General features: G+C 61.8%; 20 protein-coding genes. 10 read left to right on the plus strand and 10 right to left on the minus strand.

Translation table 11 applies throughout. The annotated features are described in order from the left end of the window. The 4 genes from AC1DT3_RS01275 to AC1DT3_RS01290 all read left to right on the plus strand — a co-directional run. A partial coding sequence (locus AC1DT3_RS01275; RefSeq protein WP_477463412.1) for a carbohydrate ABC transporter permease occupies positions 1–738 on the plus strand: 738 nt, incomplete at its 5' end. Between the two features lie 37 nt (positions 739–775). After that, positions 776–1,663 (plus strand): DUF6772 family protein, encoded by an 888-nt coding sequence (locus AC1DT3_RS01280; RefSeq protein ID WP_477463413.1) that lies wholly within the window; start codon positions 776–778, stop codon positions 1,661–1,663. After that, on the plus strand, positions 1,663–1,995 hold the full coding sequence (locus AC1DT3_RS01285) for a hypothetical protein (RefSeq protein ID WP_477463414.1): 333 nt from the start codon (positions 1,663–1,665) through the stop codon (positions 1,993–1,995). The genes AC1DT3_RS01280 and AC1DT3_RS01285 overlap by 1 nt, the downstream gene beginning before the upstream one ends. Positions 1,996–2,035: 40 nt before the next feature. Continuing rightward, entirely contained in the window at positions 2,036–3,193 is a 1,158-nt protein-coding gene (locus AC1DT3_RS01290) for a mandelate racemase/muconate lactonizing enzyme family protein (protein WP_477463415.1), read from the plus strand. Between the two features lie 54 nt (positions 3,194–3,247). Here AC1DT3_RS01290 and AC1DT3_RS01295 read toward each other — a convergent pair whose 3' ends face one another. The 3 genes from AC1DT3_RS01295 to AC1DT3_RS01305 all read right to left on the minus strand — a co-directional run bounded on the left by AC1DT3_RS01295 (position 3,248) and on the right by AC1DT3_RS01305 (position 5,428). After that, positions 3,248–3,958, minus strand: a complete 711-nt coding sequence (locus AC1DT3_RS01295) for an aspartate/glutamate racemase family protein (protein ID WP_477463416.1) — start codon at positions 3,956–3,958, stop codon at positions 3,248–3,250. A 47-nt stretch (positions 3,959–4,005) separates the two neighbouring features. Next, positions 4,006–4,554 carry a carboxymuconolactone decarboxylase family protein gene (locus tag AC1DT3_RS01300; RefSeq protein WP_477463417.1) on the minus strand — a complete coding sequence of 183 codons (549 nt, stop codon included), beginning with the start codon at positions 4,552–4,554 and terminating at the stop codon, positions 4,006–4,008. An 88-nt stretch (positions 4,555–4,642) separates the two neighbouring features. Continuing rightward, positions 4,643–5,428, minus strand: coding sequence for a MetQ/NlpA family ABC transporter substrate-binding protein (locus tag AC1DT3_RS01305; RefSeq protein WP_477463418.1), 786 nt, complete (start codon positions 5,426–5,428; stop codon positions 4,643–4,645). Positions 5,429–5,619: 191 nt separating this feature from the next. Between AC1DT3_RS01305 and AC1DT3_RS01310 the strand changes: the two genes are divergently transcribed. Further along, positions 5,620–6,750, plus strand: coding sequence for an NAD(P)/FAD-dependent oxidoreductase (locus AC1DT3_RS01310; protein WP_477463419.1), 1,131 nt, complete (start codon positions 5,620–5,622; stop codon positions 6,748–6,750). A 55-nt stretch (positions 6,751–6,805) separates the two neighbouring features. On the opposite strand, the gene AC1DT3_RS01315 is transcribed toward AC1DT3_RS01310, so the two are convergent. Next, positions 6,806–9,406, minus strand: coding sequence for a DNA translocase FtsK (locus tag AC1DT3_RS01315; RefSeq protein ID WP_477463420.1), 2,601 nt, complete (start codon positions 9,404–9,406; stop codon positions 6,806–6,808). A gap of 276 nt (positions 9,407–9,682) precedes the next feature. On the opposite strand from AC1DT3_RS01315, the gene AC1DT3_RS01320 reads away from it, so the two are divergent. Beyond that, positions 9,683–10,279, plus strand: coding sequence for an SCO family protein (locus tag AC1DT3_RS01320; RefSeq protein ID WP_477463421.1), 597 nt, complete (start codon positions 9,683–9,685; stop codon positions 10,277–10,279). Between the two features lie 106 nt (positions 10,280–10,385). On the opposite strand, the gene AC1DT3_RS01325 is transcribed toward AC1DT3_RS01320, so the two are convergent. From AC1DT3_RS01325 to tesB, 3 genes are all read right to left on the minus strand, one after another. Further along, positions 10,386–11,735: an ammonium transporter gene (locus AC1DT3_RS01325; protein WP_477463422.1), complete on the minus strand. Its 1,350-nt coding sequence runs from the start codon at positions 11,733–11,735 to the stop codon at positions 10,386–10,388. Between the two features lie 34 nt (positions 11,736–11,769). Beyond that, positions 11,770–12,108: a P-II family nitrogen regulator gene (locus tag AC1DT3_RS01330; protein WP_477463423.1), complete on the minus strand. Its 339-nt coding sequence runs from the start codon at positions 12,106–12,108 to the stop codon at positions 11,770–11,772. A 222-nt stretch (positions 12,109–12,330) separates the two neighbouring features. Next, positions 12,331–13,188 (minus strand): acyl-CoA thioesterase II, encoded by an 858-nt coding sequence (gene tesB, locus AC1DT3_RS01335; RefSeq protein WP_477463424.1) that lies wholly within the window; start codon positions 13,186–13,188, stop codon positions 12,331–12,333. A gap of 185 nt (positions 13,189–13,373) precedes the next feature. Between tesB and AC1DT3_RS01340 the strand changes: the two genes are divergently transcribed. Next, positions 13,374–14,627, plus strand: coding sequence for a ubiquinone biosynthesis hydroxylase (locus AC1DT3_RS01340; protein WP_477463425.1), 1,254 nt, complete (start codon positions 13,374–13,376; stop codon positions 14,625–14,627). An 81-nt stretch (positions 14,628–14,708) separates the two neighbouring features. After that, positions 14,709–16,805, plus strand: coding sequence for a cadherin domain-containing protein (locus AC1DT3_RS01345; protein WP_477463426.1), 2,097 nt, complete (start codon positions 14,709–14,711; stop codon positions 16,803–16,805). An 82-nt stretch (positions 16,806–16,887) separates the two neighbouring features. On the opposite strand, the gene ppa is transcribed toward AC1DT3_RS01345, so the two are convergent. Next, on the minus strand, positions 16,888–17,418 hold the full coding sequence (ppa, locus tag AC1DT3_RS01350; RefSeq protein WP_477463427.1) for an inorganic diphosphatase: 531 nt from the start codon (positions 17,416–17,418) through the stop codon (positions 16,888–16,890). 172 nt (positions 17,419–17,590) lie between these two features. Further along, positions 17,591–18,097, minus strand: coding sequence for an N-acetyltransferase family protein (locus AC1DT3_RS01355; RefSeq protein ID WP_477463428.1), 507 nt, complete (start codon positions 18,095–18,097; stop codon positions 17,591–17,593). A 235-nt stretch (positions 18,098–18,332) separates the two neighbouring features. Between AC1DT3_RS01355 and AC1DT3_RS01360 the strand changes: the two genes are divergently transcribed. Then, entirely contained in the window at positions 18,333–21,230 is a 2,898-nt protein-coding gene (locus AC1DT3_RS01360; RefSeq protein ID WP_477463429.1) for a calcium-binding protein, read from the plus strand. 503 nt (positions 21,231–21,733) lie between these two features. Continuing rightward, complete coding sequence (locus AC1DT3_RS01365) at positions 21,734–25,741, plus strand: beta strand repeat-containing protein (RefSeq protein WP_477463430.1); 4,008 nt, start codon at positions 21,734–21,736, stop codon at positions 25,739–25,741. A gap of 67 nt (positions 25,742–25,808) precedes the next feature. Here AC1DT3_RS01365 and AC1DT3_RS01370 read toward each other — a convergent pair. Beyond that, positions 25,809–26,072 (minus strand): hypothetical protein (locus tag AC1DT3_RS01370; protein ID WP_477463431.1); only part of this gene is annotated, 264 nt, incomplete at its 5' end.

Below are 26,072 nucleotides of genomic sequence, written 5' to 3' on the forward strand. Positions count from 1 at the left end.
TCCTCGTTCAAGGCAGACCGCGACATTTTCGCGGTACCCCCACGCCTTGGCTTCCATCCCACTCTCTCCAACTACATCGCCCTCTGGGAGCGCTGGGGTGATTTCTTCTTCGGATTGTTCAACTCCTTGATCGTCACGACAGGCGCGACATTGCTCGCCGTTCTCACGAGTGCCATGGCAGGCTATGCCTATTCTCGCTTCCGCCACCCCCTCCTCGCCGGAAGCGCCTTCTTTCTCATCTTCATTCGACTCATCCCACCAATCGTCATTACGCTGCCGCTCTTTCCCGCCGTGAACGCGGTCGGGCTGAGCGATACGCATCTGATCCTCATCATCCTTTACGCCACCTTCTTCGTGTCGCTGGGCACTCTGGTCATGCGGACGTTCATCGACCAGATCCCGAAGGAAATAGACGAGGCAGCCCATATCGATGGAGCGACGCGCGGACAGATCTTGCGAAAGATCATTCTCCCGCTTTCTGCTCAAGGCATGATCGCGGTGGCGGTCTTCGTCATCGTCTACGCGTGGAATGAGTTCTTGTTCGCGTTCATTTTCACGACGACACGGGCAAAGACGGCGCCTCTGGTCATTTCGGAAATGATCGGCGCGGTCGAAGGTGTCGAATGGGGAGTGCTTTTTGCCGCCTCGACCGTTCAGCTACTTCCCGTTCTGCTTTTCGTGGTCTTCGCACAGAAGCACCTCGTCGCCGGCCTAACGGCAGGCGCCACGAAAGGCTGAACGACCTACTACTCAGATTTTATCGGAGACCAAGCCGATGTCCGGCGAATCGCAAAGACCCTACTCTCCAGCGACCTGGAACGATCCAGCGCTCAGCCGCTTTGATCCTCTCCCGCGGATCATTGCCCTTGATGATTTCGATCGCGGCTTTTGCGGCTGGACTCAACTTGTCGGCAACTACGAGGACAGCCTCGATTCCATGTTGCCCGGATATGCCCAGCACACCTCTCCGATGCTCTCGACTCTCGCTCACTGGGATGCCGGCTCACATGGCGCGATGGACGGGACATACGCCCTGAAAATCGCGACCCGCCCGAGGCGAGGCGCGCAGAACGTTGCGATCAAGCGGCTGACTTTTCGCAAGGCGGGCCCGATTCGCATGGAGGCTTACGTCACCTTCAAGCCCGAGGCGACGGAAATGAAGCTTTCGGAATCCGACGTACGATCTTTCGGCTTTCTGTTTGACTTGCAAGTCGGCGACAAAGCTGGCGCTGGCGAGCGGGTCATGCCACACATGCGGTTCCTCAACGCGAGTGATGGTGTCCATGCCCAGCGCTGGCAGTTCAAGCGCCGTTCCGTCCCTATCATTCCGATCGGAACAGACAACAAGACGATCAGCCACTACCACCTTTCACCCCAAGATTGGGAAGATCTCCCCGGTGGGGATCAGCGACTTTGCTACAATGAAATTCCGACGAAGGTGAATTGGCACTACATCTGTTTCGACTTTGATCTCGAGACGATGCGCTGCACGGACTTTCGGTGCAACGATCGATCTTTCGACGTTTCGAGCTTCGGCTCCCTTCGCATGCCTGCGATGAAGAATCTGTGGTGCATGCTCAACCTTGCCTTTTTCGCCGAGACTGATGCTGACAAGCGCTCGTTTCTCTACCTGGATTCTGTGTGCCTTTCGGGAGATTTCTGATGCGCACGAGCACAAGCGCCATTGTTGCCCGCAATGAGACATGGTCGGGACAAAGTGCAACTGAGCCGTATGAGGCCGGTTGGGCCAGCGAGGCGATCATTTTCGTTCGCTCCCTTAAAGATCCAGCCGGCCCTCCCGGCCGCGCGCGTGTAGAGATTTCGCCGGACGGGATGCATTGGGTGCCTGAGGGAACGGAAATCTCTCTACCGACGCAAAAGAACGCCGTCACTTACGCGCGGATCACTCATTTTGGCACGTGGCTGCGGCTGGCGGCAACGCTCCCCGAGACGAGTTCGAATACGGTTCTCGTCACCATCCATCTGAAGAGCTGACGCGCACATCAGCACCGCAGTAAGTCGAGGGCTTTACGCCATGCCGAAGTCAAATGCCGGACTTGAGCTCGCCACCAAGTCCGTCGGCACCATACGGCGGATTACAGCGCATCCTCTTCGCGTAATCCTGCCAAAAGCCCAGCGCACGTCGCAAGGCGACTTTCCCTCTGTCGAAATTCTCGTCGTCGAGGTCGAGACGACAAGCGGCATTGTTGGAATCGGAGAAGGTTTGGCGCGTCGTGGCGCCCGCGGGTACGCGGCGCTGGTGGATGATGTTCTCACACCGCGACTCCTTGGACACGACGTACGCGACAGGCGCAAGCTTTGGCGGCTTATGCGAAGCGCGCTCACAGGTCGTCCGGGGGGACAATTGGTCGAGGCAATTTCCGCCCTCGACATCGCCTTCTGGGATATCGCCGGCAAGATCGCAGGCGAGCCGATTCATCGGCTGCTGGGAGGTATGGGACGAACGCATGTGCGGGCCTATGCGTCCTCGATCAATTGGCTCGACGATGCGACGGTGGAAGCAGAAGTCGCCAATGCCGTGGCACAGGGTTTTCGCGAGATCAAAGTGAAGCTTGGTCGCCCCGTGAAGGATGCGGTGGCCCGCGCTGCTCTCGTGCGAAGGCTTGCTCCCGACGCGGTTCTCGGCGTCGACGCAAACTGGGCGTACGATGTGGACGAAGCCATTCAGATCGGCCGTGCCCTCGTCGATCTCGGCTACGACTTTTTCGAAGAACCGATCGTTCCCCACGATCGAGCGGGCTATCGCAAGCTCGCAAACCATTTGCCGATGAGAATTGCCGCGGGCGAAAGCGACTATGTTTCCGCGGACGCGATGATCTCCCTGGAAGATCGCTCGATAGGAATGATCCAGCCCGACGTGACGCGATCCGGCGGCATCACCGAAACGTGGCGCATCGCGGAGCTGGCAGCCGCCCATCATGTCGCTTATGCGCCTCATGTGGGGTGGTCAGGCGCTATCTGCGTCGCTGCAAGCCTGCATCTCGCGGCGGCGGCGGAAACCTTTCGGACTTTTGAATGCATGGTCTATGACAACCCGCTTCGCGACGACCTCTGCACACCTCTCGTGGGCAGTGCCGTTCAACTTGTCGACGGTGCGCTAGCTGTGCCGCAGCAACCTGGACTCGGCGTGACGCTCGACCCTGCAATCCTCTCCGCGCATCGCATCAACTGATCGTCTGGCGGTCCTCACTGCTGCCGGCCATTAATGGCTGAGGCAAGTCATTCTTCAATCGCGCGGATAGCGGCGCGGCCTGAGACCTGCGTGGAACCAATTCACAAGAGAAACCGTATCAAAAACCGGTAACCCGACTGCCTCGTTGATGTCGGCAGAGAAGGGCGCCAGATTTGTGCACTCCGATACGAGCGCGCCAATGTCCGGATTGGCCGCGACGAATGTCCGGGTGACATCCAGAACTTCCGAACGCAATGTCTCGTAAGGTACCTTGTCATCGCCGTACTTGATCGAGCGCACAAACTCGGAATCTTGAGGCATACCGGCAACCGGTGTGTCGCGCGCGATACCGACGGCGTCGAAATATCGACCGTTGAGGACTTCGCCGTTGTAGGTCAGAACGCCGACGCGCTTGCCCGTAGGGATGAGTTGCTGAACCATGGGCACTTGCAGCAGGCTGCTTGTCGCCACTGGAACGCTGCAGAAGTCGGCGAGCTCTCGCTGATAGATCGACAGGAAACCGCATGTGGTCGTGATGCCGTCGACTCCAGCGGCTATCAACTCTTGAGCCGCCTTCTTGAACGGCTCTAGTAGACTGACGTTGTGCAGATCAGTCATCCCGGTTGGAACGGCATCTTCGACGATGCGGTACTGCACCGGGAAGGGCCATGTCTCTGCATTGCCAATATCGCCCGGATATCGGCGAAAATGCGTGTTCACCATCAGGATCCCGATGGTGACCCCATAAAATGTCTTCTTAYGCATTCGTTGATCCTGTCAGGTAGTATTTCAGCCGACGGTCCAAGCGACCGTCAGACGGCCTCGTGCGCAGCGGTCTGCTCGACAACGAATGGCTCAAGATAATCGTCCAGATCGACCTCGAGAAGAGAATTGAACATGTTTGTCGCAACCATGGTTCCGCCGAAGCCGATCAGCGTTACGATACCCGCTTCGTCAAAATGCTGTCTCAACCTGTCCCATATGCCGCTGGGAAGTTGGCCCCGCGTCGCTCCTATCGCCTGCCCGACCTCAAGCAAGATTGCCTCGACGGGCGTCGRCTCGAAATCGCGCGGCTCGATTCCTTCTTCCTTGAGATTTCGCCGGAAGAAAGTCGAGCACAACACACAGTCCGAACCGGTTGAGATCGCGTAGGCGAAAATGTTGAATGCTCGCACACCAACAAGATCCTTCGTCGCCTGCTGTAGCGCATAGAACCCCTTGTAGGTCTTATAGGCTGGCAGAGAATGAAGGATCGCCTTTTTCATGTTGGTCACCTGACCAACGCGTGCGATCTCGTCGTCGTAAGCGCCACGCTGTTCCGACGTGAGTTTCTCCCGCTCGACAGAGCTGACCCTCGACATGGCAACCTCTTTGCTTGTGGCCGTGTAATCCTGACGGCGATCACACGGCACCATTAACGTGCAAACATCGATAAGGAAACAGCAAGCCTTACCAAGCTGGAATCACCGTGCCGTTGAACCGCCTGATGATGTAGTCTTTGATTGCGTCGGATTCAAAGATCGAGATGAACTTCTTGATCCGCGGATCATCCACCTTATCATTGCGCGTAGCCCAGACGATTGCCCATGGCGACGTCTTGTCCTCCAAGAGAAGGGCTGACTTGGGATCCAATCCGGCGAGTACACCTTTGTTCAAGGTGACGAAAGCTGCACCCAGATCTCCCAGCGATCGTGGCAGCATGATTTCGTCGAGGAGAACAATATCGAATTTCTTTGGGTTCTCGGCAATGTCCCGCACGCTCGCGTTGATCGAGGCACCATCCTTGAGTTTGATCAGGCCCGCCTTATGCAAAAGCGCCAATCCGCGCGACTCGTTGGCAGGATCGTTCGGAATACCAATCTWCGCGCCATCGGGAATCTCGGCGACTGATTTGTACTTGGCTGAATAGACGCCACCTGGCGCGATGAAAGCGGGTTTCAGAGCGACAATCTTGTACCCACGCGACTCGTTCTGCTTCTGCATGTACGGGACATGCTGAAAGTTGTTCACGTCGATATCGCCGGCTTGCGTCGCTTCGTTGATCTGTGTCGGCTCCGTGAACTCGGTCACCTTGACATCGAGTCCTTCCGCCGTAGCGCGCTTCGCGGCCTCCTGCAGGAAGTCGCTGTAAGGCCCCGGCGAGGCGCCGACACGCAGAGTCCCTTCCGCCGCGATGGCGGCTCCATTGAATGCGAGGAGCAGCGCAAGTGCCGTGCTCTTTAGAATTCGGGTCATCGAGGCAGCTCCATTAGGTGTCTCAGAAGACTTCACCGAAACTGCAATATTTACACATATGTTTGTGCAATATATTAATTCACATTTCGCGAAGTGATAAACCTCGACTACACCCTTCTCACGGCCTGGGCAATCAGCTATCGCTTGGACTTTCCCTAATTGCGTCAGGCGCCAACGCCTGAGGTGGAGGCATGATGGATTCGCGTCCTGTGGTTGTCGTTGTGGGTGCGGGTGTCGTCGGTTCTTCGATCGCATTTCATCTCGCCCGGTCCGGCGCGAACGTCTCGTTGTTCGACATGGCAGAGCCAGCGAGCGGAACCTCCGGCGCCAGTTTTGCGTGGGTCAACGCTCATGAGAAGTCACCGCGCGAGTATCATGATCTCAACGTCGCAGGTATGCTCGCTCACCGCACGCTCGCCGCGGAACTCGCTGCTGATTGGTATCGTCCATCGGGAAGCATTGAGTGGCGCGCAATAGCTGATCGCGAGTCTCATCAGGCGAATGTCGAGCGTCTGCGCGCCAACAATTATGCCGCGGAATGGATCTCACCAGATGACGCGGTGACGCTTGCACCGCAAATTGATCGAGCCTGTATCGGGGACGCGCCCGTTGCCTATTTTGCCGATGAAGGCTGGGTCGATGCGGTGGCTTACACACGCGGTCTTGTCAGGCATGCGCGTGCGCACGGAGCAACGATTTTCAGCGGGACAAAGATCGCTCGCATCAACATCGACGGCGCACGTGTAACGGGCATTGCAACCGAGAACGGAATTGTTCATGACGCGGATGTCGTCGTCAATTGCACGGGACGATGGGCCGATAGTTCCGCTTTTCCAGCGAATCTCCGCATTCCCCTGGCGCCGAGCCTGGGGCTTCTTGTCTTTGTTCGCGCCGAAGCTGTGGATCTAAAGCAGGTCCTGTTCACGCCCCAGTGCCATATCAGACCCGACGGCAACGGACGGCTCCTGATTTGTCAGAACGATGCGATCAGCACGCCTGCAAGCGACACGCCAATTCACCCGACCATGCCGGAGGCCGACGCGCTGATTGCGAAAGCACGGGCCATTCTGCCGGCGATCGGTCCGGCTGTCGCCGATGAAGTCCGGCTCGGCGTTCGCGCCTTTCCCGCCGACGGACTTCCCACGATCGGTCCAGTGCCGGGCGTCAACGGCTATTATGCCGCGGTCATGCACAGCGGCATCACGCTGGCGCCCGCAGTCGGCGCATTGGTCGCGGCGGAAATTGCCACGGGAACACGTCAGCAAGCGCTGGCCCGCTTCCGCCCGGATCGCTTGATCGAGGAATTCGCAGCACATCCTTGAGTGGTCGTGCGCTGGTCGATGGGAGAAGGAGGCCGACAAGCGGCCTCCGTTTCCCTCATAGGTCGTCGGAAGTGCCTGGCCCGATCAGAATATCGCGTTTTCCGGCGTGATTGGCGGCGCCGACGACACCCTCCTTTTCCATCCGTTCCATGATCGAGGCGGCACGGTTGTAGCCGATCTGCAGACGGCGCTGGATATAGGAGGTCGAGGCCTTTTGGTGACGCAGAACAATGGACACGGCCTGATCGTAGAGATCGCCTGCGTGCAACCCCATCTCGTCATCATCGTGTGCAGGAACGTCGTCCGGTTCGCCTACTTCTGGTTCGTCGTCCGCCGTCACGGCCTCGACATACACGGGTTCGCCTTGCCGCTTCAGATGCGCGACGACCTTCTCGACTTCCTCGTCCGAGCAGAACGGGCCGTGGACACGGGTGATGCGCCCGCCCCCGGCCATGTAGAGCATGTCGCCCTGACCCAGGAGCTGTTCCGCGCCCATCTCRCCCAGAATGGTGCGGCTGTCGATCTTCGACGTCACCTGGAAGGAAATCCGGGTCGGGAAATTCGCCTTGATCGTGCCGGTGATGACATCGACCGAGGGCCGCTGGGTCGCCAGCACCACRTGRATGCCGGCGGCGCGGGCCATCTGCGCCAGGCGCTGGATGGCGCCCTCGATCTCCTTGCCGGCGACCATCATCAGATCGGCCATCTCGTCGACGATGACGACGATGTACGGCAGCGGATCGAGATCCATGATCTCGTCCTCGTAGACCGCCTGTCCGGTCTGCTTGTCGAACCCGGTCTGCACCGTRCGGGTGATGACCTCGCCGCGCGCCTTGGCTTCCGACACCCGCGTGTTGAAGCCGTCGATGTTGCGCACACCGAGCTTCGACATCTTCTTGTAGCGATCCTCCATCTCCCGCACCGCCCATTTGAGCGCCACCACGGCCTTCTTGGGATCGGTGACGACAGGGGTGAGGAGATGCGGAATGCCGTCATAGACCGACAATTCCAGCATCTTGGGGTCAACCATGATCAGGCGGCATTCCTCCGGCTTCAGCCGGTACACCAGCGACAGGATCATGGTGTTGATGGCGACGGACTTGCCCGAACCGGTGGTGCCGGCGACGAGGAGATGCGGCATGCGCGCGAGATCGGCGATCACCGGCTCGCCCCCGATGGTCTTGCCGAGGCACAGAGCCAGCTTCTGCTTGGACGATTCGAAATCCTGGCTCGCCAACAATTCACGCAGAAAGACCGTCTCACGTTTGTGGTTCGGCAGTTCGATGCCGATGGCGTTGCGCCCGGAGACCACCGCAACGCGGGCGGAGATCGCGCTCATGGAGCGGGCGATGTCGTCGGCGAGGGAAATCACCCGCGAGGATTTGGTGCCGGGGGCGGGCTCGAGCTCGTAGAGCGTCACCACCGGGCCCGGACGCACGTTGATGATCTCGCCCTTGACGCCGAAATCCTCCAGCGTCCCCTCGAGGAGGGTGGCGTTCTGTTCGAGTGCGTCCGCCGAAACGATGGGTGCCAGGGGTTTCTTCGGCTCCGCGAGGAGTCCGAGCGCCGGAAGCTGATACTCGCCCTCATCGAGGAAGGACGGCTGCGCTTCGCGCGCCATGCGCTTGCCTGGTTTTGGCGCGGCCGGCACGGGGGCGACCCGGGCAGAGGCCTGGTCCGGCATCGCCACCCGCGACGTCGGGCGGGCGGGCATGGATGTGGTGTCGTCGTCCCAGTCCTCCTCGTCCTCGTCATGGAGAGGCGCACCGGCCGGCGCGGGACGAACCGGCGCGGTGCCGTCGAGGGTCGGTTCGCGGCGCGACCAGCCGGTTTCGGGGGCGTAGCGTTTCGCGCCGGTCGCGACCGCGCCGATGTCGTCGTCGGAACGGGAGCGCCGGGCCTCGGCGCGTCGGCGCCATGCACTGCGCAGGCTCATGAAGCCGTGGGCGAGGGCGCCGAGCGAGACGATGCCCCAGCCGGGCTCGTCAGGTCCCGAATCATCCGATTCTTCCAGCTCGGCCTGCTTGCGTTTGGTGCGAACGGGGGCGAGATCCTCTTCGTCGTCGGGCAATTGGCGCAGATCGTCCGGCGAACTCAAACCGCAAGCCGCGCTCAGGGCGAGGATGGCGCCGACGGCGAATACGAAGCCAAGGACACTGATTGCGGTGCCGCTGGCGAGGCCGGTGATCGCCTTGGCGGCGCCGAGCACCGCGTCGCCCACCACGCCGCCGAGGCCGGTCGGTAGGGGCCAGCGATCCGTCGGCGGAAGCGCGCTCGCCACCGCGGTCGCCGCGGCCGTGCCGACGATCCACAGCGCGAGCCGCAATTGGGTACGGCCCATATAGCCGGAGCGCATCAGCCGCCAGCCGAGGATCGCGAGGGGAATCAGGGCGGCGATGGCGCCAAGGCCGAGGAGCTGCATGAACAGATCGGCGACGATGGCGCCGGGCCAGCCGAGCATGTTGCGGACGGGCAGATCCGTGGCGTTGTTCAAGCTCGGATCGTCCACCGACCAGGTCGCGAGGGCGACCGCCGCGAGGCCGGTGAGGACAATCAGGCTGAGGCCGACGAGCTCTTGCGCCCGGCGGGCCATGAAAGCCCGCAAAGCACTGAAAAGTCCGTCGTAATGAGAGTTGGAACGGCGGGCGGTGCGCATCAAACCACTCGGGAAAAGCAAACGTCAAAAAGGAATCGTGGGCCCACTCTAGGGAGGCCGGGTTAAGGGTCGTTTAACCCTGAAAGCGGAATTGACGGGCCCATTGTCCAGTCGCCCCTCTGCCGTCATCACCGGGCTTGTCCCGGCGACCTCGACGCGAAGGGCGCCCCACTCACCGATCCTTCCCGGATGACAAAAGGGTGAGGGGACATCCTGCCCGGTTGACGGGGGTTCATGCGGCGATCAGTGTCCGCCGCGTTTCGGAGCCCCCTCTCGATGATCCTCAAACGGTCCCACCTCCTGCCTCTCGGCGTATTTCTGGTCGCACTTCTCGGCCTTCTGGCGACCGTGCTGATGGTGGCGCCGGAAAAGGCGCCGGATTCGTCCGTGGCCTCGATCGGCGGCCCTTTCCGGCTCACCAACCAGGACGGCAAGCCGTTCTCCAGCACGGATCTCAACGGCAAACCGTTCGCGATCTTCTTCGGCTTTACCCATTGTCCGGACGTGTGTCCGACGACGCTCTACGATCTGACGCAGGATCTCGCGGCGCTCGGCGCGGATGCGGACAAGCTCAACGTGGTGTTCGTCACCGTCGATCCGGCCCGCGACGACAAGGATCTGATGAAGACGTATCTCTCGTCCTTCGATCCCCGCATCATCGGGTTGACCGGTACCGAGGAGGAGATCGCCGCCGTCGCGAAAGCCTATCGGGTGCTCTACCGCAAGGTGCCGACGGATTCCGGCTACACGATGGATCACACCGCGTCGGTCTTTCTGATGGACGGCAAAGGCCGGTTTTTCGCCGCCGCCAATTTTCAGGAGCCGGCGGAGACGCGGCTCGGCAAGCTCAAGCGGTTGATCAAGGAAGGCTGACGCGCTGCGACGCAAAAAGCCCCGGCGGAGACCGGGGCTTTTCGTTCATGGAGCCCTCTGGAAAGGCTTCTCAGTCAGTCACGATTTCGGACGATCGACTGCGAGCTCAGTAGTTGTAGGCACGCTCGCCATGGTCCGCGAGGTCGAGGCCTTCGCGTTCGGCTTCCTGGGTGACGCGCAGGCCGACGATGAGATCGGTGATCTTGAACAGGATCGCCGAACCGACGCCGGTCCAGACCAGGGTGACGATGACGGCGATGAACTGGATCCAGACCTGTCCGCCGATCGAGTATTCGCCGATGCCGTAGCCGCCGAGGGACGGGGCCGCGACGATGCCGGTGCCGATGGCGCCGACGATACCGCCGACCCCGTGGATGCCGAACACGTCGAGGGCGTCGTCATAGCCGAGCGCGTTCTTCACGCCGGTGACGGCGATGTAGCAGACCACGCCGGCGACGAGACCGAGGACGATCGATCCCATCGGGCCGGCGAGACCGGCGGCGGGTGTGATCGCCACCAATCCCGCGACGACGCCGGAGGCGATGCCGAGCAGCGAGGCTTTACCCTTGGCGAAGGTTTCCGCGATCATCCAGGCAAGACCCGCCGCCGCCGGAGCGAGGATGGTGTTGACCAGCGCCAGCGCGGCGCCGCCCGTGGCTTCCAGGTTCGAGCCGGCATTGAAACCGAACCAGCCGATCCAGAGCATGCAGGCGCCCACGAAGGTCAGCGTCAGCGAGTGCGGTGCGAGGAGATCCTTGCCGTATCCGATGCGCTTGCCGATGAGCAGCGCGCCGATCAGGCCCGCGACGCCGGAATTGATGTGAACGACCGTGCCGCCGGCGAAGTCGAGCGCGCCGAGGCCGAACAGGTAGCCTTCGGAGAACCACACCATGTGAGCGATGGGGAAATACACGAAGGTCACCCAGAGCGCCGTGAACAGCATGACGGCACTGAACTTGATGCGCTCGGCATAGGCGCCCACGATCAGCGCCGGGGTGATTGCCGCGAAGGTGAGTTGGAACGCCATGAAGGCGAATTCCGGGATCGCGACGCCCTTGGTGAAGGTGTCCGACAGCGATTCGGTGGTCACGCCGGCGAGGAACGCCTTGGAGAAGCCGCCGATAAACGGGGCCAGGCTGCCGGCTCCGGCCGTGAAGGCCAGCGAATAGCCGTAGAACACCCACAGGATCGCAACGAGACAGAAGATCGAGAACACCTGCATCAGCACCGAGAGCATGTTCTTGGTGCGGACGAGGCCGCCGTAGAACAGGGCGAGGCCGGGGATCGTCATGAGGATCACGAGGATGGTCGAGATGAGCATCCAGGTGGTGTCGCCCTTGTTGACGGTGGGCGCCGCGGCCTCTTGGGCGAGCGCCGGACCGACGGCGATCAGGCCGGTGAGCGCCGCACCGGTTCCGGCCGCAAGCGCGCGTGAAAGGAAGGGACGAAGAAACATCGGGTTCAAACTCCGCGATCGGGATGGGTCGAAATCAAAGGGCGTCGGCATCGGTCTCGCCCGTGCGGATGCGGACCACTTTTTCGAGGGAGGTGACGAAGATCTTGCCGTCGCCGATCTGGCCSGTCCGGGCTGCGGCGGTGATAGCCTCGACGACCTGCGGGACGAGATCGGTGGCGACCGCCACTTCGATCTTGAGCTTCGGCAGGAAGCTCACGGCGTATTCGGCGCCGCGATAGATTTCGGTATGGCCCTTCTGCCGGCCATAGCCTTTTACTTCGGTCACGGTGAGGCCATGCACACCCAAGGCCGTGAGCGCGTCGCGCACTTCCTCGAGTTTGAACGGCTTGATGACCGCCATCACGATTTTCATGAGAACTCCCTTTCGACATTCATGCGCAAGCCGGCTGACGGCCGGTGTCGAATGGGGGTAAGCAAGGATCGTGCCAGGCTCGCACGAGCGGCGGGCCCGGATGCTGCCTAAAGGGAAGGCAGTCTAAAAAAACGACAGGTTCAAGGTCTTTGCTCAGAAATTAGGCAGCGTAGTTCAGGCCTTTTCTCGGAGCTGCGCTTTTCCGCCGGAACAGCGTCCGACCTATCCGCGATCGCGCGTCAGGCCTTCCTGGGCCACCGAGGCGACCAAGGTGCCGTCGCGCTTGAAGATCAACCCGCGCGAGAAGCCGCGTGCGCCCGACGCATTCGGCGTGTCCTGCGCATAGAGCAGCCAGTCGTCGGCGCGAAACGGCCGGTGAAACCAGAGGGCATGGTCGAGGCTCGCGGCCTGGATCGTCGGATCGAACACCGTTCGGCCATGAGGCACCAGAGAGGTGTCGAGAAGGGTCATGTCGGAGGCATAGGCGAGAACCGCCTGGTGGATCGCCGGATCGTCGGGCAAGGTTCCGGTGGCGCGGATCCAGACGTGAAATTGCGGCTCCATGGGGTCAGTCGAGGTGTAGCGGCTGATCTCGACCGGTCGCATTTCGATCGGCCGATCGCGTTCGTAATAGGTGCGCATCGGCTCGGGCATCAGAGGCATCACATCGGCCTTGATCTGATCCTCGCTCGGCAGGTCTTCCGGCATCGGGACCTTCGGCATCAGCGCCTGATGCGAAAAGCCCTGCTCCTCGACCTGGAAGCTCGCGGACATGGAAAAGATCGCCTGACCGTGCTGGATCGCCACCACCCGTCTGGTCGTGAAGCTGCGACCGTCCCGGATGCGGTCGACCTCGTAGATGATCGGCACCCGCGGGTCGCCCGGCAGCATGAAATAGCCGTGCAGGGAATGCGGATTGCGGCCCTCCACCGTGCGAGAGGCGGCGACCAGCGCCTGGCCGATCACTTGCCCGCCGAAGACGCGCTGCCAGCCGACCTGGGGCGAGCGGCCGCGAAACAGGTTACGCTCCAATTGCTCGAGGTTCAGAATGTCGAGAAGTTCGGCGACGGCGCGCGACATGGGGTCCAGTCCCTTGAGAAGGAGCGTTGCCGGGACATGGAGCCGGACGACCCGGAGCCTTCCAACGGCGTCCCATCAATTTCGGAGGTGCGGACGAAGGTCAAGCTTGACGCTTGCCGAGCGCTGGGGAACACCGAGAGCCACCGGACGGTTTTCGACCGTCACGCGCCATCTAAGGAGTGATCATGATCGGCAATGCGCCACGGATCGTCATCGCCGGAGCCGGACTCGCCGGCCTCAGCCTGGCCCTTGCCCTGAAGCGCGGGCTTCAGGACGGAGTCGACGTCTCTGTCTATGATCCTGCCTTGAAGCGCGATCCGCATGGCGATCGGCGCGCTTATGCCATCGCCGCCGCGGCGCGGCGGATGCTCCAGGCGCTCGGCGTTTGGGATCGTGTCCAAGGGCAGGCGCAGCCGATCCTCGACATGGTCATCACTGACAGCCGCCTCCAGGACGTGGTGCGGCCCGTCTTCCTGACCTTCGCCGGCGAGACGACCGAGGGCGAACCGTTCGCCCACATGGTCGCTGGAGGCGCTTTGAATGCGGCGCTGATGGAGGCCTGTCGGGAGGCGGGCGTGGATCTGAAGACCGAGAGCATCAAGGGCTTCATGCTCGATGGGCCGGGGATCGTCGCAGCGACCGCCGGCGGGGAAAGCCTGCACGCCGCCCTCCTCGTCGCCGCCGACGGGGCGAAATCGCGCCTGCGGGAACAGGCTGGAATCGGCTGGATCTCCTGGCCCTACAAGCAATCGGGCATCGTCGCCACGATCGCGCACGATCGCGATCACGAGGGCCGCGCCGTCGAACACTTTTTGCCGTCCGGTCCCTTCGCCATCTTGCCGCTCAAGCTTCAGGCGTCGGCGGGCGACGATCTCGCCTACCGTTCCTCCATCGTCTGGACCGAACGCAACGACGCCGTTCCCGGCCTGCTCGACGCGGACCCGGAAGACCAGCTGCGCGAACTGGAACGGCGCTTCGGCCTGCAGCTCGGCCGCATCGCCTTCGAGACCCGGCCCCAAGCCTTCCCGCTGTCCTTTGGGGTCGCGCGCCGGTTCGTGGCGGATCGGCTCGCCCTGCTGGGCGACGCCGCCCATGTGATCCATCCGATTGCCGGACAGGGCCTCAACCTCGGCCTGCACGATGTCGCGGCTTTGGCCGAGAGCATCGCGGACGCCATGCGCCTCGGTCTCGATCCGGGCGGGGCGGATGTGCTGGATCAATATGAGCGCACGCGCCGGGCCGAGATCACGGCGATGGGCTTGATGACCGACGGACTCAACCGCTTGTTTTCCAACGATCTTCTGCCGGTGCGGCTGATCCGCGATCTCGGTCTGGGCCTGGTCGACCGCATGCCCGGCTTGAAACGCTTCTTCATCCGTGAGGCGGCAGGGCTGACGGGTCGCGAAGCGCCACGGTTGCTGCGCGGCGAGGCCCTCTAGGAGAACACAGACTTCCCTTTCGACACGTAATATCGTATCACGACAGGATTGGTCCTTTCACCGAACCTGTTTGAGCACGCTATGACGCATTTTGTTTTCGATTCCGAAGATGACCTTCTGGCCGAAGGCGGCGCCTCGCGGATCGTGTTGACGGAGGGAACGGCCTTCATCGATTTCGGGGTCGCCAGTGCCGCCGCAATAGCGGTCCAGGCAACCGGCAAACAACGGATCACGATCGCCGYGACCCGCACCGTGCAGGGCCAACAAAAGGCGATCGATCTCCAGAGTGCCGACAGTGCCGTGTTCAACGACGGCACGATCAAGTCGGTCACGGCCGCGGCGCTGTATTTTGCCGGCGGCGGAAAGAGTCTCGTCAACAACGCGCATACCATCGAGGGCGCGACCGGCATCGAAATCGGCAGCACTTCCATCCTGGCGCGGCTTGAATTGTTCAATACCGGGACGATCGAGGCGGATGGGAAGGCCATCGTCGGCGGCAAGAGCGACGACGCGATCGTCAATACCGGCGCGCTTAAGACCAAGGCGACGGCGCCGGGCGCCGTCGCGCTGGATCTCGGCGAGGGCAACGATGTCTATGACGGCCTGCGCGGAACAGTGACGGGCGTCATCGATCTCGGCGCCGGCAACGACATCGCCTATGGCGGATCAGGCGCAGAGACGTTCGTGGGCGGCGCCGGATCCAATACGCTCGACGGCGGCGCGGGCAATGACACCTTCATCGTCGCCGACGGCAACAACACGATCGACGGTGGCATCGGTGTCGACACGGTCGATTTCAGCGCCATCGGCGCAGCGGTTTCACTCAACCTTGCCAACACGTATCACTACTTCGGCGGGAAAAGTTATCAGATCGCCGAGGTCGAGAACGTCATCGGCGGCGCGTTCGCCGACACTATCACCGGCAGCAGCGACAACAACCGCCTCACGGGCGGCGCCGGCAACGACATCCTCGAAGGCGGCCAAGGAACCGACGTGCTCGACGGGGGCGAAGGCGACGACACGGTGCGCTATTCCGGTTTCTTCGGCGTCACGGTCAGTCTCGCCCTCGCGACGTCACAGGACACCGGAGTCAACGGTAGCGACACCCTCATCGGCATCGAGAATCTCGAAGGCGGGTCCGGCGCGGATTCGCTGGACGGCAGCAACGGCGCCAACAAGATCGTCGGCGGCAGCGGCAACGACACCCTTCGCGGCGGCGCCGACAACGACACCCTCGACGGCGGCTCGGGACAGAACAAGGCGATCTTCTCAGGAGAAAAAGCGGCCTATACCATCACGCCCAACGCCGACGGCACCACCACCATCGCGGGCCCTGACGGCACCGATACGCTGAAAGACATCCGCTTCGTTGCGTTCGCGGACCAGACCATCGCTCTCACCAATTCCGCGCCGACCACGATTTTCCTGTCGACCAGCAGCGTTCTGGAGAGTGCGGCACCGAATACGTCCGTCGCGACATTCACGACGCTCGATCCGGAAAGCGATCCGATCACGTATTTCCTGACCGCAGATGCCGGCGGCCTGTTCCGGGTCGATGGCGCCAGGCTCTTTTTGACGCGCGCACTCAATTACGAGACCGCGAAGGAGCACAAGATCACCGTCAAGGCCGCGGATGCGTACGGCAAGGAACTGGTCAAGGAATTGACGATCAACGTCCGCAACGTGATCGAGACGACGCCGCTGACGATCGTCGGAACCAAGGGCAACGATTCCTTGTCCGGCGAAGCGGGCAACGATCGGATCTCGGGCTTTGCCGGCAAGGACACGCTCTGGGGCGAGGCCGGCAACGACACGCTCATCGGCGGCGCCGGCAACGACACGCTCCTCAGCGGCGCCGGCAAGGATGTGTTCCGCCTCGACGTCAGGCCGAACGTGCGCACCAACGTCGATTATCTCTACGATCTCGACCCCAAATTCGACACGGTGCATTTGGCGAAAAGCGTGTTCTCGGCTCTCGGAAAGAAGGGAGCGACCCTGAGCAAGGCCGCCTTCCACATCGGCCCGACCGTGCACGACCCGAGCGACCGCATCTTCTACAACAGCAAGACGGGCGGGTTGTTCTACGATGCCGACGGAACAGGCCCGTCAGTCGGATTGCAGATCGCCACGCTGCCGACGAAGCTGAAGTTGCACCACACCGATTTTTTCGTGACTTAGACGGCTGACCAAGGCGCACCTGGCCAAAATCAGCCGCACGTCATCCGACCGTGCCCGGTGCGAGACCGGGCACGGAAGGTCGTCACTTCTTCTTCGCGCGCTCGATGCCTTCCTGGATCAGGCGCTTGGCGTCGGCGGCATCGCCCCAACGGATGATCTTGACCCATTTGCCGGGTTCGAGATCCTTATAGTGCTGGAAGAAATGCTCGATCTGCTTGAGCGTGATGTCGGGCAGATCCGTATAGGTTTCGACCCGGTCGTAACGCTGGGTGAGTTCGTGCGAGGGGACCGCGATGATCTTCTCGTCCTCCCCCGCGTTGTCCTCCATCACCAGAACGCCGACGGGCCGGACATTCATCACCGCGCCGGGAATGATCGCCCGCGTGTTGGCGACGAGCACGTCGCACGGGTCGCCGTCGCCCGACAGGGTGTGAGGAATGAATCCATAATTTCCGGGATACCGCATCGATGTGTAGAGGAAGCGGTCGACGAACAGCGTGCCGGATTCCTTGTCCATCTCATACTTGATCGGCTCGCCGCCGAGCGGCACTTCGATAATGACGTTCACGTCGTCCGGCGGATTCTTTCCGATCCGAATCGCGTCGAGGCGCATCAGGTCTTCTCCAAATTGAAAGCTGGAGGCTTCCATAATGCATGAACCGCCGAAGTGGAAACGGTTCGGCGATGAGATTGTGAGCAATCCAGCTCCGAGGTCCCTATGAGCTTGTCCTGCGGGCCCTGGGGAAGAACGCCGCACTTTCGTGAGTTGCCGGCTGCGTCCCGATCTAACGGAACAGGAACGCGATCTTGGCCAGTGACGCGCCGCCGATCCGCTCCTGGACTTCGGCGATGCGCCGACCGCCGAGGTGGCGGTAGAAGGCGCAGGCGCGCTCGTTCTCGGCAAGCGCCCACACCACCGTCTTGCCCATCTCGCGGTCGCGCAGATCGTTGCGGACCGCGTTGAAAAGGCGGCGGCCGAAGCCGAGGCCCTGGTATTCCGGCAGCAGATAGAACTCGTCGATCTCGCTTTGCGCCGGCAGGGAGCGATCCCGGCAGCGGCCGTAGGACACATAGCCGGCGATGCCCTGGCCGATGTCGAGGACCACCAGGGGCCGTCCGCGCGACAGGGCCGAGCGCCACCAGCGGGGAGAGCGACGCGACAGCATCTTTTCCAGGGTGAGACCCGGGATGATCCCCTGATAGGCCTCTCGCCACGCCGCATCGAAGACGGCGGCCAAAGCCGGTGCATCACCTGGCTTGGCGTGACGGATGCTGACGAGGAGGTCGCTCATGGCCGGGTTCGGGGGTTCGCAGGAGACGATGCACAACAGCTTCCGCCCATCACGGTTAACGCAGCGTTAACCGACGCTTGCGCGAAAGCGTGAGCATTGAAGCAGAGCCGGCTCGCAAAAGGGACGGGATAAAACGCCGCGGCATCGGTAAGAGTCGCCCGGGACTGACGAGAGAGCTTGCGGGAAGCCGAGAAAACCATTCTAGTAACGACATTACGTTACAATAGGATTTCTCATGCCCGGCCATGATCCCGTCACCAACACCTACATCCTCGGCGCCGCCGAGACCGATTTCACCCTCCTCGAGACGGACGGTAACGCGACAGTTATCGGCAGCGGTCTCGCAAATATTCTCATTGGAAACAACAGTCGAAACTCCATCGAAGGGGGCGGCGGAAGCGATACGCTTCGCGGCGAAGGGGGTGCGGACACCCTGTTCGGAGGCGCCGATCAAGATTACCTCGACGGGGGCGAAGGCCAGGACGAACTCCGCGGCGGCAACGGGGACGATATCTATGTCGTTGACGACGCTCTCGATACGGTCATCGAGTTGGTCGGCCAGGGCACCGATCAGGTCAACACCTCCGTATCGCTTACGCTCGGCGCCAATATCGAGAATCTCCGTCTCTTCGGGGGCGGTATCGACGGCGTCGGCAACGCGCTCGGAAATGAGATCATGGGATCGACGGGCCGCAATCTGCTTCGCGGTCTCGCCGGCAACGACACGCTGGACGGGGGTGGCGGGATCGACACGCTCAAAGGTGGCATGGGTAACGACGTCTACCTCCTGCGCGACACGGACGACATCATCGAGGAGCTGACGGATGAGGGGACCGATCGGATCGACACCTATTTCGGCCTTACGCTCTCCCTTCCTGCGCTCGCCGCCATCGAAAATGTCACGCTCCTCGGTCAGGATGATTTTGATCTCACGGGCAACGCACTCGAAAACACGATCAACGGGAACACTGGTGACAACGTTCTCGAGGGTCTCGATGGCAATGACACTCTGGACGGCGGCGGCGGTCTCGACACGCTGCGCGGCGGCGATGGTGATGATGTATACAACGTCGATGGGAACGACGATGTCTTAGAGGAAGCAGCCGATGAAGGGGTCGACGAGGTTCGCTCCTCAGATACCTTCAGCCTTGCCGTCGCAGGTCGCGAACACATCGAGATCCTCAGGCTCAAAGGGATCGGCGATTTCGACGGCATCGGCAACGATCGCGACAACGAAATCCACGGCAACGGAAACGTCAACGTTCTCCATGGTGGGGATGGAGATGACACGATCTTCGGCGGCGGGGGCGCCGATACGCTGCATGGCGACGCCAACGACGACACGCTCAACGGCGGACAAGGTGGCGACCGCATGGAAGGCGGCATGGGTGACGACACGTATTACGTCGACGACGCGGGAGACGATATCTTCGAAGCAGCGGGCGCCGGAAACGATACCGTCGTCTCGTCGCGTAGCTTCACGCTCGTCGGAACGCAGCTCGAGAACATCACGCTGACGGCCGCCGGCACGGCGACGGGAAACGACGTCGCCAATGTGCTCAACGGCAGCACGGGCGTTGACCGCCTCGTCGGCGGCGAGGGCGACGACCTCTACATTGTGGACACCGCACTCGATGTGGTCGTCGAACAGGCCGGCGTGAATACCGGCTACGATCGCGTTCGCGCCTCCGGGACCTATACGCTCTCGGACAACGTCGAGTATCTGCAGTTGATGGGAACCAACAGCATCAACGGCACCGGCAACGGTCTCGCCAATGAGCTGATCGGCAACGACGGCAACAACATTCTCGAGGGCCGAGACGGCGCGGACATCATTCGCGGTGGCGGGGGGAGCGACCAGCTCAATGGAGGCGCCGACGCCGACGAACTCGCCGGCGGAGGAGGCAACGACACCTACATGATCGATGCCGAAGACACCCTCATGGAAGTTGCGAACGAAGGCACCGATACGGTGATCGCGTCATTCAGCCACGCACTCCTCGCCGAATTCGAGAACCTGACCCTGACCGGTGCGGCCGCAATCGACGGCACCGGCAACACGCACAACAACTTCATCCAGGGCAATGCCGGCGCCAACGTTCTGAAGGGCGAGGCGGGCGACGACTCGCTCATGGGTGGCGCGGGCGCGGACCGGCTCGACGGCGGCACGGGCAGCGATCTCTATTGGGTCGACAACGCGGGAGACGTCGTCAGCGATGCGGGCGCGGGCTTCGATCGCGTGCTCGCCTCCGTCGACTATATCCTCGGCGCCAATCTCGAATATCTCGCCTTCGAGGGCACCACTGGATTTAAGGGAGGCGGCAACGACCTCGACAACGACATCTTCGGCAACGTCGGCAACAATACGCTCGATGGCGGCAGCGGTCGCGACAAGATCGACGGGGGCGAAGGCAATGACAGCGTTCTCKGCGGCGCGGGGGACGACACGATCAACGATTGGCGCGGCAACGACGTCATCGACGGTGGTCTCGGCAATGACGATTTGCGCGGCGGCGTCGGAAACGACGTCTACCATGTCGATGCCGGCGACACCGTGACCGAGCTCGTCGGCCAGGGCTACGACCGCATCATCGCTTCACAGAGCTTTTCGCTGAGCGCCATCTCCGAGGTGGAGGTCCTTCAGGCGATGGCCGGAAAGACCGCCATCAATCTGACCGGAGGCGGCGGCGCCAACCGGATCACCGGCAACCTCGGCGCGAACGTGCTGACCGGCGGCGCCGGCGACGACACCCTCGCGGGTGGCGCGGGAAAAGATGTTCTCGTCGGCGGCGACGGAAAGGACTTTTTCGTGTTCGACGCCAAGCCTGACCCGAAAACCAACGTCGACAAGATCACGGGCTACCTCCCGAAGGAAGACACGATCCTCCTGGACAACGCGGTGTTCCGCGGCCTCGGCAAGAAGGGCACGCCCGAAAAACCTCAACCGCTCTCCAAGAAGGCGTTCTGGATCGGAACCAGCGCGCATGATGCGGACGATCGCATCATTTTCAACAAGAACACCGGAGCACTCTTCTACGACGATGACGGCATCGGCGCCCACGCGGCGATCAAGATCATCACGCTCAGCAAGAAGCTGAAAATGATGACGCACAAGGAATTCATGATCATCTAGGGGACGTGCCCGCACGACGCCTTCGTCACGCGTTCCTCACAGCCCCGTCCTCACGTCGACATCACCGGCCTCGTGCCGTGATGCCGATTCTAAGGGCGTGCGTTCTCCGCGCGAGATGCCGGGGCAAACCGGGCCATGGCGGATTGGTGACGGCGCTCCAGGTGTCGGAAAAGGAAGCAGCCGGACACCGAAGAGCCGCCTGCAAAGAACATCATCGATTGCTGACGACGCTCCAACTTCGTCATCACCAGCCTCGGGCCGGTGAGCCCGATGCGAGAATCGTGCGGTCGTGGCGACGTGGACGAGCACGACTATGCCGCGTGAGACAGAAGCGCCGCGTTCTCAAACGGCCGAATCGAACAGTATTACGATAATATAACGTAGCAGGAAACCTACGGGGACTCGCCGAAAATCCGCGTGAGCATACATTGTTACTTGCGCCTCGCTGGGATAACGTATCGGAATATTTACATAAAACGTTGGTTGCTTCCGGGGAAACGATCATGGCGACTTACGATCCGCTGACCAACGCGTACGTCCTCGATCCCGGCGAAATCGACTTCCTGACGCCCGGAGAGGCGGGCGACGTGGGCGTGATCGGCAATGCCGACAACAATCACATTTCGGGAAACGCCGCCGGCAACACCCTCGACGGTGGCGCTGGCTTCGACGTCCTCAGGGGCGGCGCAGGTGACGACGTCTATATCATCGATAACGACGACGCTATTTTCGAGGGCGAAAACGAGGGCACGGACGAGGTCCGCACCTCGAACACCTATCAACTCGCAGCCAATTTCGAGAACCTGACCTTCATCGGCACGGCAAACACCGTTGGGTGGGGCAACGCCCTCGACAACCTCATGATCGGCAATTCGGGGAACAATACATTCGATGGTGGCGCCGGTGCCGATACGCTCCGCGGCGGATCCGGAAACGATACGTACGTCGTCGACGAAACCGGCGATGTCGTCACCGAAGCGGCGAGCGAAGGATTCGATGGTGTCCACTCGGCCGTCAGCTTCAGTCTCGGTGCGAATCTCGAAGTCCTCGTGCTCACCGGAGCGGGCGACATCACCGGAATGGGAAACGAGTCGGACAACGTCATCTATGGCAACGACGGCGACAACACGCTCGATGGCGGTGCGGGTGACGATCTACTGAGCGGCTCGTTCGGCAACGACGTCTATATCGTCGACGACGAAGGCGATTCGCTGCATGAGAACGCAGGTGAGGGAACGGACGAGGTGCGGGCGTCGGTCAATCACACGCTCGGCGCATTCTTCGAGAATCTCATCCTGACCGGCACCGAGGATCTGACCGGTACGGGCAACGACCTCGGCAACGTCATCACCGGCAACAGCGGCGACAATGTCCTCGACGGCCATGTAGGCGTCGACACGCTGGCCGGTGGCGCGGGCAACGACGCCTACATCGTCGACAACAGCGCTGACGTCATCGAGGAGAGAGGGAGCGAGGGGACCGACGAGGCTCGGGCGTCCGCCTCCTATGTCCTGGCTGAGAACGTGGAAATCCTGGTTCTGACCGGGTCGCTTCACATTTCGGGAACCGGCAACGGCCTCGATAACGTCATCACGGGCAACGACGGTCACAATACCCTCGACGGCCGTGCGGGCGCAGATACGCTGACCGGCGGCAACGGGGATGACATCTACATCGTCGACAATAGCGGCGATATCGTCGTCGRGGCGGGAGCGAACGATACCGACGAGGTCCGATCCGCGGTTGACTACACGCTCGGCGCGACGTTGGAGAACCTGACGCTGACCGGAACCGCCGACATCTCCGGCACAGGCAATGCCGCGAGCAATACGATCACCGGAAACAGCGGCGACAACACCCTGGACGGCGGCGGTGGCTGGGATCTTCTTTCGGGCGGCGCAGGGGACGATGTCTATATCGTCGGCGACACCAGCTTCGTCACCGAACTCGCGGATGAAGGGATCGACGAGGTCCGTTCCGCAAGAGACCATACGCTCGCCGACAACGTCGAAAATCTCACGCTCACCGATGTCATGGCGAGGTTCGGCGGGGGCAATGCACTCGCCAACATCATTACCGGCAACGGCGGCGACAATTTTCTCGACGGCAAAGCCGGCGCCGATACGCTCAAGGGCGGCGCGGGGCGCGACACCTACGTTCTCGACGAGCGGGGTGACGTCGTCGAAGAATTGGAAGATGAAGGCATCGACGATCTCATCATTGCGCCGTTCGATTATATGCTCCCGGACAACGTCGAGATGCTATTCTTGAGCGGCTCCGGCCTCGTAGGCACCGGCAATGCGTCGAACAACTTCCTTCGCGCCCAGGACGGCAACAACACGCTCAACGGCGGGGCGGGCAACGATTCCCTGATGGGCGGGACGGGACTTGACCTGCTCCGCGGTGGTGAAGGCGACGATTTCTACCATGTCGACGACGTGAACGACATCGTCGTCGAACGAGCGGACGAGGGCCGCGATACCGTCTATGCCTCGGTCAGCGTCGTCCTTGGTGCGAACCTCGAAGATCTGATGTTTGGGGGCGCCGACAATCTTTCAGGCGCCGGCAACGCTCTCGACAACTTCATCAACGGCAATGACGGCAACAACCTCCTCACCGGCGGCGGAGGAAACGACTTTATCAACGGGGGCGCTGGCGTTGACACGATCGATGGCGGCACGGGCGACGACACGTACGTCATCGACGATCTCGACGTAGTGCTCGCGGAGGCCGCCGACGGGGGTGACGACCTGGTCATTACGTACTTCAGCCACACGTTGGCGGACAACTTCGAACGATTGGGTTTCAGCGGCATCGACGACCTCGTCGGTACGGGCAATGCGCTCGACAACGCGCTCTCCGGAAACGTCGGCGACAATGTGCTCGACGGGGCCGCGGGCGCAGACAGCCTGTTCGGCGAAGCGGGCGCCGACACGCTCATCGGCGGCAGCGGTGACGATCATCTCGATGGCGGCGAAGGGGCCGATTCCCTCGTGGGAGGCGAAAATGCCGATAGCCTCGTCTCGTTTCTCGACGCGGATACGGACACGCTCGCGGGCGGCGACGGCGATGATGCCTACGAAGTCTATGACGCCAAAGATCTGATCGTCGAAGAGGCCGATGGTGGCAGGGACGCCGTCAATGCCGCGATCAACTATACGCTCGGTGAAAATTTCGAAATTCTCAGACTGCGCAAGGATGCCGAACGAGGCACCGGCAACGCGCTCGACAACGAAATCTACGGCAACAGCAAAGACAACACCCTCGCGGGCGGCTCAGGCAGCGACGAGATCTACGGCGATCGCGGTACGGATCTCCTGACGGGAGACGAAGGCGCGGACTATCTCGTCGGCGGGTCGGGCATCGACACGATGAAAGGCGGCGCCGGGAACGACACCTTCTACGTTCAGGATGCGGGTGACGTCGTCGTCGAAATTGCCGGCGAAGGCACCGATTTGGCCATTGCCTATTTCAGCTATGCGCTCGGAGACAATGTCGAGAATCTCAACATCGCGGGGACCGGCAATTTCTCCGGCCGCGGCAACGCGCTCGACAACGTCATCCGCGGTAATGACGGCGACAATCTGATCGATGGCGGAGCCGGTGCCGATACGATGCGTGGTCTCGACGGCAACGACACTTACATCATCGACAATGCCGGCGACAAGGTCGTCGAGCTGGAGGGCCCCGAAGGTGGGGTCGATACCGCGATCGTCTCGCTCGATTTCAGCATGGCGGCGTTGGCGAATGTCGAAATCCTCAAACTCGCCGATGGCACGACGGCAACCAGCCTGACCGGCGGCGCGGCGAATGATCATCTCATCGGCAATACCAACTTCGACATCCTCGACGGTGGCGCCGGCGCCGACACGCTGGAGGGCGGCTTCGGCAGCGACGTCTACCTCGTCGACAATGCGCAGGACGTCGTGATCGACGCAGCGGGTGCGGGAATCGACGCCGTCCAGGCGAGCGTCAGCTATGCCATCGCAGCGGATGCCGAGATCGAATTCCTCACGGCCCTCGGCTCGGCTGCACTCAACCTGACAGGCAATGCCTTCGCCAATACGCTCACCGGCAACGGCGCGGTGAATGTTCTCGATGGCGGCGCAGGCGCTGACAAGCTCGCCGGTGGCCTCGGCAAGGATGTGCTGACCGGCGGCGCGGGCCGGGACATCTTCGTCTTCAACACCAAGATCGACAAGACCAGCAAAGCCAAGGCGCAAATCGACAGAATCGTCGATTTCAACGTGCGCGACGACAGCGTCCATATGGACAACGCGATCTTCACCAAGCTCGGCAAGAAGGGCAGCGCGGCAAAGCCCGCCACTCTGAACAAGGCCTTCTTCACGATCGGGACGAAGGCGGCCGATGCGAATGATTATTTGATCTACAACAAGAAAACCGGGGCGCTGTTCTACGATGTCGACGGCAACGGATCCAAGGCGGCCATCCAGATCGCGACATTCAAAAACAAGCTGTCGCTGACGGATAAGGACTTTTTGGTGATCTGATCAACAAAAAACGGCGCGATGGGATCACCGCGCCGTTCTGAGAAGAGGCCGGTCTGGCCTCTACTTATTACGCCGCCAGTTGACGCAGCACGTATTGCAGGATTCCGCCGTGGCGGAAATATTCCAACTCGTCGAGCGTATCGATGCGGCAGACGATCGGGATGCGCTTCTCGGAGCCGTCGGCGGACTTGATCACCATCTCCAGACGCTGGCGTGGCTTGAGGTCGCCGGCGAGGCCCTTGATGGAAACGATCTCGTCGCCCTTCAACTTGAGCGATTCCCACGACGTGTCGCCTTCGAAGACGAACGGAGCGACGCCCATGCCGACGAG

It is taken from the genome of Microvirga sp. P4_G7 (assembly GCF_056401005.1).

Excerpts from the sequence above, each read along its gene's own strand:
- tesB (WP_477463424.1), bottom strand. The coding sequence starts at position 13,188 with ATGTCGCGCGCCGTCGCCGAACTTCTCGACATTCTGAACCTCGAGCAA.
- AC1DT3_RS01310 (WP_477463419.1), top strand. The coding sequence starts at position 5,620 with ATGATGGATTCGCGTCCTGTGGTTGTCGTTGTGGGTGCGGGTGTCGTC.
- AC1DT3_RS01340 (WP_477463425.1), top strand. The coding sequence starts at position 13,374 with ATGATCGGCAATGCGCCACGGATCGTCATCGCCGGAGCCGGACTCGCC.
- AC1DT3_RS01325 (WP_477463422.1), bottom strand. The coding sequence starts at position 11,735 with ATGTTTCTTCGTCCCTTCCTTTCACGCGCGCTTGCGGCCGGAACCGGT.
- ppa (WP_477463427.1), bottom strand. The coding sequence starts at position 17,418 with ATGCGCCTCGACGCGATTCGGATCGGAAAGAATCCGCCGGACGACGTG.
- AC1DT3_RS01355 (WP_477463428.1), bottom strand. The coding sequence starts at position 18,097 with ATGAGCGACCTCCTCGTCAGCATCCGTCACGCCAAGCCAGGTGATGCA.
- AC1DT3_RS01290 (WP_477463415.1), top strand. The coding sequence starts at position 2,036 with ATGCCGAAGTCAAATGCCGGACTTGAGCTCGCCACCAAGTCCGTCGGC.
- AC1DT3_RS01285 (WP_477463414.1), top strand. The coding sequence starts at position 1,663 with ATGCGCACGAGCACAAGCGCCATTGTTGCCCGCAATGAGACATGGTCG.
- AC1DT3_RS01280 (WP_477463413.1), top strand. The coding sequence starts at position 776 with ATGTCCGGCGAATCGCAAAGACCCTACTCTCCAGCGACCTGGAACGAT.
- AC1DT3_RS01320 (WP_477463421.1), top strand. The coding sequence starts at position 9,683 with ATGATCCTCAAACGGTCCCACCTCCTGCCTCTCGGCGTATTTCTGGTC.